The sequence below is a fragment of the Arthrobacter sp. Y3224055 genome (assembly GCF_059090825.1).
This window is the reverse complement of the sequence record NZ_JBNHGB010000003.1, coordinates 468,109-480,949: the sequence shown is the minus strand read 5'-3', so window position 1 is coordinate 480,949 and position 12,841 is coordinate 468,109. Positions and strand designations below refer to the sequence as shown.

Sequence of the window (12,841 nt, the reverse complement as noted above, 5' to 3'; positions counted from 1 at the left end):
AAGGCACTGTCCCTCACGGGACAGTGCCTTTCCCTTTGGACCTGTGTGCCGGCTGTGATCCCCGAGACGAGATTTCTCGCGAGCGACGAGTATGGCTGACAAGTTTTTCACGTGCCGGTAGATGTCCCGCACGAGCCCATGCGGCGGCGCGGCAGGACGGCGTGTCCTTGCCGGGCGGTGCGGAAGATGGGGCCGCCGGGCCGGGTGTCGGATTCGCGGGAAAGGGGCTTCGACGCGGTCGAATGCTGTGCGCGGACGAACACCTTATCCGGCATCTGCAACGCTGAGGGACAGCCCCGCCCATCCCCCAACAGCGGGCGGGGCCCTTACCTCATCCATCCGGTTCCACTGCCCCCTGCAGCGGCCACCGGGAGCCCCACGTTACACCGGCAGGCGCCCGCTGGACCTCAAGATTCACTTAGGAATCGAAGCTGAACCCAGAAACCGGAGACTGCGGCTCAGCCCGGCCAGTGGAGCCGGGCACGAAAAAACCCCGCATTCCCAGGCGTCTTGCCTGACAGTGCGGGGTTTGTCCGTGGGTCCTACCGGGATCGAACCGATGACATCCACGGTGTAAACGTGGCGCTCTACCAGCTGAGCTAAAGACCCGTTGTAATGTCGAAAGCGGGACCGCGGAGCGTTATCCGCCGCAACATCACGAGGATTTACTCTACCGGATAAACCGGCGTGAACGCCAACCAAATTTACGTGCGGATCAACACGATGCAACCTGTAACCTGAGACCTCCCTCAGGGTCAACAGCCGGCGCATCGAAGGGGCGGCACGGTCCTCCTGGCCGCGTCTCAGGCCGGCTTCTGGAGCCGGCCCGGCAACTCCGCCGCCAGGTGGCCAAGAGCCTCGGAGACGCCCGTTTCCAGCTTCAGGTCGGCCAAGTCGTCGCCGCGGGTAGGGCCGCGGTTGATGATCACCACGGGTTTGCCCTGTTTGGCGGCGTGCCGGACGAACCGCAGGCCGCTCATCACGGTGAGCGAGGACCCGGCAACCAGCAGCGCCTCGCCGTCGTCCACCATGGCGTAGGCCGCCGCCACCCGGTCCTTGGGGACATTCTCGCCGAAGTAGACGAAGTCCGGCTTGAGCATGCCACCGCAAACCAGGCAGTCGGCCACGACGAAACGGGAGGTGTCGGCGACGTCGGCGTCGGCATCCGGAGCGACGTCGCCGGCATCGCCGGCGGCGGCGTAGGCGGGGTTGAGTTCCTCCAGCCGCACCGCCAGCGAGGAGCGGCTGGTCACGTCCCCGCAGTCCAGGCAGATCACCCGGTCGAAACGCCCGTGCAGGTCGATCACGTTCACGCTGCCGGCGTCCTCATGCAGCCGGTCCACGTTCTGCGTGATCAGGCCGCTGAGCAGGCCGTTCTGCTCCATCGCTGCCAGCGCGTAGTGGCCGAGGTTGGGCGCGGCGTGGTGCATGTGCCGCCAGCCGATGTGGTTGCGCGCCCAGTAGCGGCGGCGCAGGTCCTCGTCGCCGACGAACTGCTGGTAGGTCATCGGTGCGCGCGGGACGGAGGTGGGTCCGCGGTAGTCCGGGATGCCGGAATCGGTGCTGAGGCCAGCGCCGGTCAACACGGCCAGACGGTGTCCAGCCAGGATCTCGAGCGCCGGCCGCAGCAACTCCATGGCGGCTAGAGCTCTTTCAGCACGCGGTGGTATTCCTGGATGTCGCGGGCCTGGCTGCGGGGATTGCGGATCACGTGCCGCAGGATGCCTTCGGCGTCGATGATGAAGGTGCCGCGAAGCGCCATGCCGGAGCCGTCGTCGAACACGCCGTAGGCCTTGGCCACGTCGCCGTGCGGCCAGAAGTCGGCCAGCAGGTCGAACTCGTAGCCTTCCTGCTCCGCGAACGCGCGCAGGGCGAACTTATGGTCAACGGACACGGCCAGCACGCGGGCATTCTCGCTGCGGAAGAGGCCCAGGTCGTCGCGCAGCTCGCACAGCTCGCCGGTGCAGATGCCGGAGAAGGCGAACGGGTAGAAGACCAGCACGACGTTCTCACCGCGCAGGGCGGAGAGCCTGACGGGTTCGCCGAACTGGTTGGCCAGCTCGAAATCGGGTGCGGGCAGCCCGGTCCGGGGTGCGTCCGCGGTCACTTGTTGGTCCGCTTGCTGACCAGCCGGGTGGCGGCCCAATCGCCGGAGACGCCGGCGGAAGTGGTCACGTGCAGGCCGGCGGTAGGCGCCGCTTCCTGGACGTCGGCCGGCGGCACGTAACCGTCCCGGCCGGACTTCGGCGTCAGCACCCAGACCACTCCGCCCGGCCCGAGGGTTGTCTGCGTGTCGACCAGCGCGTCCACCAGGTCGCCGTCGCCGTCGCGCCACCACAGGATCACCGCGTCCACCACGTCGTGGTCGTCCTCGGTGAGCAGTTCGGAGCCGGTGAGGTCCTCGATGTCGTCACGCAGATCGAAGTCCACGTCCTCGTCATAGCCGAATTCCTGGATCAGGTCCCCGTCTTTGAAACCCAAATTGCCTGCCACATTCTCTACCGCGGCGGCTTCGGCCTCGCCCACTGTGCTCCTCCTGTATGGAACGTATTGATTCACCCCGCCGACGGCGATGGGCGTGTTGCTAGTTACAAGCCAACACCCTAATCGCCGTCGCTTCAAGCCACCCGCAGGACGCTGCCGTTTTTTGCCGCGCCGCGGCGCCGCTTTACGCCTCTTTCTTAAGGGACGACGGCGGGCGCCCGCGGGGACCGGCGCCGGTGGGTCCGACGACGGCGACGGCGCGGCGGCCTCCGACGTCGTCGTAACAACTGGCACGGCCGGCTCCGGCTGCGTTGTAATGCCGTGAACAGTTAGAGTGGCACTGAAGAATATCTCCCGGCCGGACCATGCGCCGGGTCGCTATGCCACGTAAGGCGCAGACACAATCTGCACGTATGAGAGGTTGGACGTGAGCGCAGGAGAAGATACCTCGCACATCCTGAGCGGGCTGACAAGCCAGCTGCCGGATCGCGATCCCGAAGAAACCGCCGAATGGATAGAGTCCTTCGACGGTCTGGTGGAGAGCCAGGGCACCGAACGGGCCCAGTTTATTGTCCGCTCCATCCTGCAGCGTGCGGGTGCGCAGAGCGTCGGCGTGCCGATGGTGACCACCACGGACTATGTCAATACCATTCCGGTCGACCAGGAACCGGAGTTCCCGGGCGACGAGGAGATCGAGCGCCGCTACCGCGCCTGGATGCGCTGGAACGCGGCCATGCTGGTGCACCGGGCCCAGCGTCCGGACATCGGCGTGGGCGGACACATCTCCACCTACGCCGGCGCGGCCACCCTCTATGAAGTGGGCTTCAACCATTTCTTCCGCGGCAAGGACCACCCCGGCGGCGGCGACCAGGTCTTCTTCCAGGGCCACGCCTCCCCCGGCATGTACGCGCGCGCCTTCCTCGAAGGCCGGCTGTCCGAGGAGGACCTGGACGGTTTCCGGCAGGAGAAGTCCCGCGAAGGCCACGCCCTGCCCTCCTACCCGCACCCGCGCTCCATGCCCGAGTTCTGGGAATTCCCCACCGTTTCCATGGGCATCGGCCCGGCCAACGCCATCTACCAGGCGCAGTTGAACCGCTACCTACAGAACCGCGGGATCAAGGACACCTCCGACCAGCACGTCTGGGCCTTCCTGGGCGACGGCGAGATGGACGAACCGGAGTCGCGCGGCTTCCTGCAGTTGGCAGCCAACGAAAAGCTGGACAACCTCACCTTCGTGATCAACTGCAACCTGCAGCGCCTCGATGGGCCGGTGCGCGGCAACGGCAAGATCATGCAGGAGCTCGAGGCCTTCTTCCGCGGCGCCGGCTGGCATGTCATCAAGGTGACCTGGGGCCGGGAGTGGGACGAACTGCTCGCCAAGGACCATGACGGCGCGCTGGTGGACATCATGAACTCCACCCTCGACGGCGACTACCAGACCTACAAGGCCGAATCCGGCGGGTTCGTCCGCGAGCACTTCTTTGGCAAGACCCCGCAGACCAAGGAAATGGTCGCGGACATGACCGACGAGCAGATCTGGAACCTCAAGCGCGGCGGCCACGACTACCACAAGGTCTACGCCGCCTACCGCGCCGCCACCGAATTCAAGGGCAAGCCCACGGTGGTCCTCGCCCAGACGGTCAAGGGTTACGGCCTGGGCACGCACTTCGAGGGCCGCAACGCGACCCACCAGATGAAGAAGCTGACACTGCAGGACCTGAAGGACTTCCGCGACCACCTGCGCATCCCGATCTCCGACGAGCAGCTCGAGGCCGATCCGTACCGGCCGCCGTACTACCGGCCGGGACCGGACACCCCGGAGATCAAGTACATGATGGAGCGCCGTGCCGCGCTCGGCGGCGCCGTGCCGGAACGCCGAACCGCGCACCAGCAGCTGCACCTGCCCGAGGACAAGGCCTACGAGGTTGCCAAGCGCGGCTCCGGGAAACAGCAGGCGGCCACCACCATGGCGTTCGTGCGCCTGCTGAAGGACCTGATGCGGGACAAGGAATTCGGTGCCCGCGTGGTCCCGATCATTCCGGACGAGGCGCGGACCTTCGGCATGGACTCGTTCTTCCCGACCGCCAAGATCTATAACCCCAAGGGCCAGAACTACCTGTCCGTGGACCGCGACCTGGTCCTGGCGTACAAGGAATCCCCGCAGGGCCAGATCCTGCACACCGGCATCAACGAATCCGGCTCCACCGCCGCGTTCACCGCCGTCGGTACCTCCTACGCCACCCACGGCGAGCCGTTGGTGCCGATCTACATCTTCTACTCGATGTTCGGCTTCCAGCGCACCGGTGACTTCTTCTGGGCCGCCGCCGACCAGATGGCCCGCGGCTTCGTGATCGGCGCCACCGCGGGACGGACCACCCTGACCGGCGAGGGCCTGCAGCACGCGGACGGGCATTCCCCGGTCCTCGCCTCCACCAACCCGGCGGTCGTCACCTATGACCCGGCCTATGGGTACGAGATCGGACACATCATGCGCGCCGGCCTGGAGCGCATGTACGGCGGGAACCATCCGGATCCCAACGTGATGTACTACCTGACCGTGTACAACGAACCGATCCTCCAGCCCGCCGAACCGGAGGAGCTGGACGTCGAGGGCCTGGTCAAGGGCATCTACCTGCTGGCTCCGGCCAAGGTCGACGGGCCCCGCACCCAGCTGTTGGCCTCCGGCGTGGCCGTGCCGTGGGCGCTGGAAGCCCAGCAGTTGCTGGCCGATGACTGGGGCGTCTCCGCCGATGTCTGGTCGGTGACCAGCTGGAACGAACTGCGCCGCGACGGCTTGGCCGCCGAGGAGGAGGCGTTCCTGAACCCCGGCGCCGAGCCGCGCAAGCCCTTTGTGGCCCAGCAGCTCGAAGGGGCGACGGGCCCGATCGTGGCGGTCAGCGACTACATGGCGGCCGTGCCGGACCAGATCCGGCAGTACCTGCCCAACGAGTTCGCGACCCTGGGCGCCGACGGCTTCGGGTTCTCCGACACGCGGGCCGCGGCCCGGCGCTTCTTCAAGATCGACAGCCACTCGATCGTGGTCCGGGCACTGCAGATGCTGGCCCGCCGCGGCGAAGTCGACCAGAATGTGCCGCGGGACGCGTTCGACAAGTACCGCCTGATGGACGTCAACGCCGGCACCTCGGGCAACGCCGGGGGCGACTCCTAAACCGCGGCAACACGCCACCCGACGGGCGGCGGACCCGGCCCTTTGCGGCCGGGTCCGCCGCCTGTTTTAGTAGGAACCACACAAAAGCCGGAATGGAGCTTGCCCGGCCAAGTGCGTATGCTCGTTGCATGCCCCACGCCCGGACCGAACCTGCCAAGACGGCTGCCCCACCGGGCACGACGGCCGCCAAGAAAACCGCGGCACAGCAGGCGCCGCCCTCGACATCCGGTGCGGCCGGGCGGCGCGCCGGCGCCGGGCGGAAGGGCGACCGGGCCGCGACCGGCAACCCGGCGACGTTGGAGCGGCTGCGGACCAAGGTCGGCGCGCTGGCGACCGTGACCCTGAAGCGGCTGGATTCGGACCTGCCCTGGTACCGCGGGTTGCGGCCGGACGAACGCTCCGCCCTCGGTCTGGTGGCCCAGAAGGGCATCGCGTCCTTCGTGACGTGGTATGAACGCCCCACGTCCCCGGCCTGGGTGATGAACGACGTCTTCGGCACCGCCCCCACCGAGCTGACCCGCTCCATCAGCCTGCAACGCGCCCTGCAGCTGATCCGCGTGGTGGTCGAAGCCGTGGAAGACGAAGTGCCGGACCTTGCCGGCGAAAGCGACGAGGCCCAACTGCGCGAAGCAGTGCTGCGCTATTCCCGCGAGGTCGCCTTCGCCGCCGCCGACGTCTACGCCCGCGCCGCCGAGACGCGCGGTTCCTGGGACACCCGGCTCGAGGCGCTGGTCGTGGACGCGATCCTGCGCGGCGAAAGCTCCGATGCGCTGCGCTCCCGGATCGCCGCGGTCGGCTGGAAGACCACCGGCCCCATCACGGTGATGGTGGGCGGCTCCCCCGGTGAACCGGGCCCCAGCTTCGTGACCGAACTGCGCCGCGCCAGCTCCCGCTACGCCGCCGACACGCTGGTGGGCATCCAGGGTGAGCGGCTGATCCTGGTGCTGGGCGGCCTGTCGGACCAGGACACCGCCTTCGTGCGGCTGGCCGAACTCTTCGGGCCCGGGCCGGTGGTCTACGGCCCGGAGGCCCGTTCGCTGGTGGACGCCAGCACCTCGGCCCAGGCCGCCTTCGCCGGGCTCAACGCGGCCAAGGCCTGGCCGGCTGCGCCGCGTCCTGTCGCCGCCAACGACCTGTGGCCCGAACGGGTGATGTCCGGCGACGACGCCGCGCGACGCGACCTCTACAAGTACATCTACGTGCCGCTGCTCAACGCGGGCAACGGGTTGGTCGAAACGCTCTCCAGCTACCTGTCGCTGGGGCATTCGCTGGAGGCCACGGCGCGGGAACTGTTCGTCCACGCCAACACGGTGCGCTACCGGCTGCGCCGGGTGTGCGATGTGACCGGCTGGGATCCGCTGCTGCCGCGGGAGGCCTTCGTGCTGCAGACCGCCCTCGGCGTGGGACGTCTGGTGGCTCCAGCGCGGAGCCCGAAGGACCGCGCGGCGGCTCGGCAGTAGTTGCGCCACCTTGTAGACTTCCTACAAAGCGGTTCGGCGAGCTTCGTGTGCCGAAACACCGTGGAAACCGCCTCCTCTTTGGAAAGCTTGAATACGTGCTTGCAATAGTCTGCCCGGGCCAGGGTTCCCAAACGCCCGGATTCCTCAATCCCTGGCTCGAGGTCCCCGGTGTGCCCGAACACCTCGGACTGCTCAGCGACATCGCCCAGCTGGACCTTCTCACGCACGGCACCGTGTCGGATGAGGAGACCATCAAGGACACCGCCGTCGCCCAGCCGCTGATCGTGGCCGCGGGCCTGCTGGCCGCCCGCGCCCTGACCGCCGAGGAGCCCCTCGACCTGTCCACCGTCGTCGCCGGCCACTCGGTGGGTGAGATTACGGCGTCCGCCATCGCCGGCGCGCTGACCGAGAACGATGCCATGAACTTCGTGCGCGAGCGGGCCAACGCCATGGCGCGCGCCGCCGCCCAGACCCCGACCGGCATGAGCGCCGTGCTCGGCGGCGATCCGGACGAAGTGCTCGCCGCGATCGAAGCGGCCGGGCTCACCCCGGCCAACGCCAATGGCGGCGGCCAGACGGTCGCCGCCGGCACGCTCGAGCAGTTGCAGGCGTTCGCCGCGAATCCGCCGGCCAAGGCGCGGGTGATCCCGCTGAAGGTCGCCGGCGCATTCCACACCGAACACATGGCCCCGGCGGTCAGCGCCCTGGAAACCCTGCGTCCCCAGCTGAAGCCGGCCCTGCCGTCGCTGACCCTGCTCTCCAATTACGACGGCGAACCGGTCTTCGGCGGCGACGAAAACCTGGACAGCCTGATCGCCCAGGTGTCGCGCCCGGTCCGCTGGGACAAGTGCATGGAGAAGCTCGTGTCCGTCGGCGTCACCGGACTGCTGGAACTGCCGCCGGCCGGTACGCTGGCCGGGCTGGCGAAGCGCGGCATGAAGGGCGTGGCAACCATGGCCCTGAAGTCGCCGGAAGACCTGGAAGCGGCCCGCGCCTTCATCGCCGAGCACACCGAACAGACCCCCGTCCTGAACAGCACGTCTGGAGAATCCGAGCAGTGAGCACACCCGTCATCCAGCAGACCCCGCTACGCGACTTCACGCGCATCCTGGGCATCGGAGCGTACCGTCCGGACGTCATCGTCACCAACGACGACGTCTGCCAGTGGATCGACTCCTCCGACGAATGGATTCGCCAGCGGACCGGGATCGTCACCCGTCACCGGGCGGACGCCAACACGTCCGTGCTGGACATGGCCGAAGGCGCCGCCAAGGAAGCGATGGCTCAGGCCGGCATCACCGGCGACCAGCTCGGGGCCGTCCTCGTCTCCACCGTCTCCCATCCCTACGCCACGCCGTCGGCCGCCGCGGCCCTGGCCGACCGGATCGGCGCCACCCCGGCTCCCGCCTTCGACATCTCCGCCGCCTGCGCCGGATACTGCTACGGCATCGCGCAGGCCGACGCCCTGGTGCGTTCCGGCACCGCCGACTACGTGCTGGTGGTCGGCGCGGAAAAGCTCTCCGACGTCATCGACAACACCGAGCGGACGATCTCCTTCCTGCTGGGCGACGGCGCCGGCGCCGTCATCGTGGGCCCGTCCGACACCCCGGGCATCAGCAAGCCGGTCTGGGGCTCCGACGGCAGCAAGTGGGACACCATCAGCATGACCCACTCGCTCAGCCACGTCCGCGAGCTATCGCTGGCCGCAGAGGCCGCCGGCTCGCTCTCGGCCGTCTCGGACACCTTCGACGAGACGGACAGCAAGCTCTGGCCCACGCTGCGCCAGGACGGGCCGTCCGTGTTCCGCTGGGCGGTCTGGGAAATGGCGAAGGTAGCCAAGCAGGCGCTCGAGGCGGCCGGCCTGCAGCCCGAGGACCTCGCCGCCTTCGTGCCGCACCAGGCGAACATGCGCATCATCGACGAGATGGTCAAGCAGCTGAAGCTGCCCGAGAGCGTGGTCGTGGCGCGCGACATCGCCGATGCCGGCAACACCTCGGCGGCGTCCATCCCCTTGGCCACGCACCGCCTGTTGCAGGAGAACCCCGCGCTCTCCGGCGGGTTCGCCCTGCAGATCGGCTTCGGCGCCGGCCTGGTCTTCGGCGCGCAGGTCATCGTCCTGCCGTAGACTGCCTTGCGGTAGTCGGGCCTCCCCTACAATCCCACCAGAACCAGGCCGCAGACCGCGGTTTGACACCCCGTCCGGACACCGTCCGGCAGCACAAGAAAAGGAGCCACCATGGCTAGCAACGAAGAAATCCTGGCCGGACTGGCCGAGATCGTCAACGAAGAGACCGGCCTGGCCCCGGAGGCTGTCGAGCTGGACAAGTCCTTCACCGATGACCTGGACATCGATTCCATCTCGATGATGACCATCGTGGTCAACGCCGAGGAAAAGTTCGGCGTGCGCATCCCGGACGAAGAGGTCAAGAACCTCAAGACCGTCGGTGACGCCGTCAACTTCATCGTCAACGCCCAGGCTTAGTTCCGCGCCACCCGGGGGCTTCCCGGGACTCGGCGGCCGGCCGGTGACCCCCGGTCCGGCCGCCGCACCGGATTTATTGCCCAATCACTATTGAGAGAATGAATCAATGGCACGCAAAGTAGTCATCACCGGCCTCGGCGCCACCACCCCGATCGGCGGCGACGTCCCCACGATGTGGCGGAATGCGCTCAAGGGCGTTTCCGGGGCCCGTACCCTCGAAGATGATTGGGTAGCCCAGTACGAACTGCCGGTGACGTTCGCTGCCCAGGCCAGCAACCGCCCGGACGAAGTACTGACCCGGGTCGAAGCCAAGCGGATGGACCCCTCCACCCAGTTCGCCGTGGTGGCGGCCCGTGAGGCTTGGAAAGACTCCGGCATCGAAGAGGTTGACCACGACCGCCTGGCCGTGGCTTTCGCCACCGGTATCGGCGGCGTGTGGACGCTGCTGGATGCGTGGGACACGCTGCGCGACCGCGGGCCGCGGCGGGTGCTGCCGATGACGGTGCCGATGCTGATGCCGAACGGCCCGGCCGCGGCCGTGAGCATGGACCTGGGTGCCCGCGCGGGCGCCCACACCCCGGTCTCCGCCTGCGCTTCCGGCACCGAAGCCATGGCCTTGGGCATCGACCTGATCCGCGCCGGCAAGGCCGACGTGGTCATGACCGGCGGCGCGGAGGCCGCGATCCACCCCATGCCGATCGCGGCGTTCAGCGCGATGCAGGCCCTGTCCAGGCGCAATGACGACCCCGAACGTGCCTCGCGCCCGTACGACCTGGACCGGGACGGCTTCGTGATGGGCGAAGGCGCCGGCGCGCTGGTGCTCGAGGCCGAGGAACATGCCCTGGCCCGCGGTGCCCGCATCTATGCCGAGCTTGCCGGCTCCGGCGTCACCGCCGACGCCTACCACATCACCGCCCCCGATCCCGAGGGACTGGGCGCCACCCGCGCGCTGAAGGCCGCGATGTTCGACGCCCGGGCACAGGCGACCGACGTGGTGCACGTCAACGCCCACGCCACGTCCACCCCTGTCGGCGATAAGCCGGAATACACTGCGCTGAAGGCCGCGCTCGGAGACCATGTCGACAACGTTGCGGTCTCCGCGACCAAGTCGCAGACCGGCCACTTGCTCGGCGCGTCGGGTGCCGTGGAGTCCGTGATGACCGTATTGGCCGTCTACGAACGCCGCGCTCCGGCCACGATCAACCTGGAGAACCAGGACCCGGAGATTCCGCTGGACGTGGTCACCTCGTCCCGCGACCTGCCGCAGGGCGACATCGTCGCGTTGAACAACTCCTTCGGGTTCGGCGGCCACAACGCCGTCGTCGTGTTCCGCAACGTCTGACGGTTCATTCCGGTGCTTGCCTGCGGGCAGCACGAAAGGGAGGGCGGCCGGTTTTCACCGGCCGCCCTCCCTTTTTGCGTGGATGGAGGAGGGAGGGAAGAGCCGGCGTCAGCCGACCTGGTGCAGCCAGCGGACGGGGGCGCCTTCAGCGGCGTGGCGGAAAGGCTCGAGTTCTTCGTCCCATGCCTCGCCCAGGGCGAGGGACAGTTCGTGGTAGACGGCTGCGGGATCGCCGGCACCGGCTTCGTAGGCGTAGCGGATGCGGTCCTCGCTCACCATGATGTTTCCGTGGACGTCGGTCATGGCGTGGAAAATGCCGAGTTCGGGCGTGTGCGACCAGCGGCCGCCGTCCACCCCGGCGCTCGGCTCTTCGGCGACTTCATAGCGCAAATGGGCCCAGCCGCGCAGGGCAGAGGCCAGCATGGCGCCGGTCCCCTGCGCGCCGACCCACGACAGCTCGGCCCGGTACATTCCGGGCGCGGCAGGCTGCGGGGTCCACTCGAGATCCGTTCGCTTGTCCACGACGGATCCGACGGCCCACTCGATATGCGGGCACAGTGCCGAAGGTGCTGAATGCACAAACAGCACTCCACGCGTCATCACAACAGACATCCCATCCTCCATTTGCTGTAGGTACGTCTTCCCCAACGACCTTCAGCCTGTCAACGGATGGAACTTGTCAGTACTGCTGTTTCCGACGCTTCGTTCCTCATTGTGCCGTACGGCATCGAATTGCGCCAGTGTAACTACCAATGTGTTATGGCGTGTCGCCGGTTCCGCCAGTGCAGCCGGTCCGGGGGCTCCCCGGGGCGGCCGCGTTCCGGGCGGGCGGCCGGTCCCGCCCGCCGCTGCTGTCCGCGATCAGGCCCGCGGGTGGGCCTGCTGGTAGCTGCGGCGCAGCCGGTCCACGGAGACGTGGGTGTAGAGCTGGGTGGTCGCCAAAGTGCTGTGGCCGAGGATCTCCTGGACGGCCCGCAGGTCCGCTCCCCCATCCAACAGGTGCGTGGCAGCGCTGTGCCGGAGGGCGTGCGGCCCGGTGGCCGAGGTGTCGCCGAGCAGGCCGAAGAGCCTCGCCGCGACGGAGCGCACCTGGCGCGGGTCCACGCGCCTGCCGCGTTGGCCGAGGAACAGGGCCGGACCGCTTTCCGCGGTGGCCAGCCTGGGCCTGCCGCGGCGCAGCCAGTCGTCCATGGCGACGGCGGCCGGCAGTCCAAACGGAACGGTGCGTTCCTTGTTGCCCTTGCCGAGCACTAGGATGGTCCGGCGTTCGTTATCCACTTCGTCGATGTCCAGGCCCGCGAGTTCGCTGACGCGGATTCCGGTGGCATAGAGCAGTTCGATCATCGCCCGGTCCCGCAGGGGCATCGGCTCCCCCTCGGCGGCTTCCTCGGCGAGCGTTCGGAACAGCTCGTCGACCTGGGCCGGGCGCAGCACGGTGGGCAGCGAGCCGGTGCGTTTGGGCGCCTTCAGCCGGAGCGACGGATCGGTGTGGATGAGCTCTTCCCGCAACGCCCAGCCCATAAACGTGCGGGCGGTGGCCGTGCGCCGCGCCAGCGTGGATCGGGCCATGCCGGCTCCGTTCATCGCGCCCAGCCAGGACCGCAGAGTCCCGAGGGTGATGTCCGGCAGCTCCCGGGCACCGGTTTCCGCTGCGTATCCGAGCAGGTGCCGGACGTCGGTCGCATAGGCGCGGATGGTATGTTCCGAGCGCGCCCGTTCCGCCTTCAGATAGCGGGCGAAGCCATCGAGGGCCGCGTCAAAGGCCTGCGGGAGCGGCTCGGTGCCCTGCGGTTCGGGTTGGTCTGCAGAGCTCATCCCCTCACTTTGCTGGTCCGGCCAGCCGAACTCAAGGAGGCGCACGGGAACGTGGCCGAATTGCCGCCGCGCCTCTCCTTCCTTTGCCG

At 68.2% G+C, this 12,841-nt stretch carries 11 protein-coding genes and 1 tRNA gene; 6 read left to right on the top strand and 6 right to left on the bottom strand.

Annotated features, from left to right (window positions below; all coding sequences use genetic code 11):
* Positions 1 to 536: 536 nt before the first annotated feature.
* From AC5RTY_RS10375 to AC5RTY_RS10360, 4 genes are all read right to left on the bottom strand, one after another.
* Positions 537 to 609, bottom strand: a tRNA-Val gene (locus AC5RTY_RS10375).
* 194 nt (positions 610 to 803) lie between these two features.
* Entirely contained in the window at positions 804 to 1,637 is an 834-nt protein-coding gene (locus AC5RTY_RS10370; protein ID WP_493999939.1) for an NAD-dependent protein deacetylase, read from the bottom strand.
* A gap of 5 nt (positions 1,638 to 1,642) precedes the next feature.
* Entirely contained in the window at positions 1,643 to 2,107 is a 465-nt protein-coding gene (locus tag AC5RTY_RS10365; RefSeq protein WP_494012288.1) for a peroxiredoxin, read from the bottom strand.
* Positions 2,104 to 2,526, bottom strand: coding sequence for a DUF3052 domain-containing protein (locus tag AC5RTY_RS10360; protein WP_493986977.1), 423 nt, complete (start codon positions 2,524 to 2,526; stop codon positions 2,104 to 2,106). Before AC5RTY_RS10360 ends, AC5RTY_RS10365 begins: the two co-directional genes overlap by 4 nt.
* 385 nt (positions 2,527 to 2,911) lie before the next feature.
* Between AC5RTY_RS10360 and aceE the strand changes: the two genes are divergently transcribed.
* The 6 genes from aceE to fabF all read left to right on the top strand — a co-directional run bounded on the left by aceE (position 2,912) and on the right by fabF (position 10,937).
* Entirely contained in the window at positions 2,912 to 5,653 is a 2,742-nt protein-coding gene (gene aceE, locus AC5RTY_RS10355; RefSeq protein WP_493999941.1) for a pyruvate dehydrogenase (acetyl-transferring), homodimeric type, read from the top strand.
* 128 nt (positions 5,654 to 5,781) lie between these two features.
* The gene (locus AC5RTY_RS10350) at positions 5,782 to 7,113 is read left to right on the top strand and encodes a PucR family transcriptional regulator (protein ID WP_494012289.1); all 1,332 of its coding nucleotides are present in this window, start codon (positions 5,782 to 5,784) and stop codon (positions 7,111 to 7,113) included.
* 95 nt (positions 7,114 to 7,208) lie between these two features.
* The gene (locus AC5RTY_RS10345) at positions 7,209 to 8,174 is read left to right on the top strand and encodes an ACP S-malonyltransferase (RefSeq protein ID WP_494012290.1); all 966 of its coding nucleotides are present in this window, start codon (positions 7,209 to 7,211) and stop codon (positions 8,172 to 8,174) included.
* A complete protein-coding gene (locus AC5RTY_RS10340) occupies positions 8,171 to 9,238 on the top strand; it encodes a beta-ketoacyl-ACP synthase III (RefSeq protein WP_494012291.1) in 1,068 nt (355 codons plus the stop codon). The genes AC5RTY_RS10345 and AC5RTY_RS10340 overlap by 4 nt, the downstream gene beginning before the upstream one ends.
* A 111-nt stretch (positions 9,239 to 9,349) precedes the next feature.
* A complete protein-coding gene (locus AC5RTY_RS10335; protein ID WP_136786952.1) occupies positions 9,350 to 9,595 on the top strand; it encodes an acyl carrier protein in 246 nt (81 codons plus the stop codon).
* 106 nt (positions 9,596 to 9,701) lie between these two features.
* Positions 9,702 to 10,937, top strand: a complete 1,236-nt coding sequence (fabF, locus tag AC5RTY_RS10330) for a beta-ketoacyl-ACP synthase II (protein ID WP_493999945.1) — start codon at positions 9,702 to 9,704, stop codon at positions 10,935 to 10,937.
* 108 nt (positions 10,938 to 11,045) lie between these two features.
* On the opposite strand, the gene AC5RTY_RS10325 is transcribed toward fabF, so the two are convergent.
* Both AC5RTY_RS10325 and AC5RTY_RS10320 read right to left on the bottom strand, forming a co-directional pair.
* Entirely contained in the window at positions 11,046 to 11,549 is a 504-nt protein-coding gene (locus tag AC5RTY_RS10325) for a DUF3145 domain-containing protein (RefSeq protein ID WP_493977382.1), read from the bottom strand.
* A 249-nt stretch (positions 11,550 to 11,798) separates the two neighbouring features.
* A complete protein-coding gene (locus AC5RTY_RS10320) occupies positions 11,799 to 12,752 on the bottom strand; it encodes a tyrosine recombinase XerC (RefSeq protein WP_494022935.1) in 954 nt (317 codons plus the stop codon).
* Positions 12,753 to 12,841 lie beyond the last annotated feature (89 nt).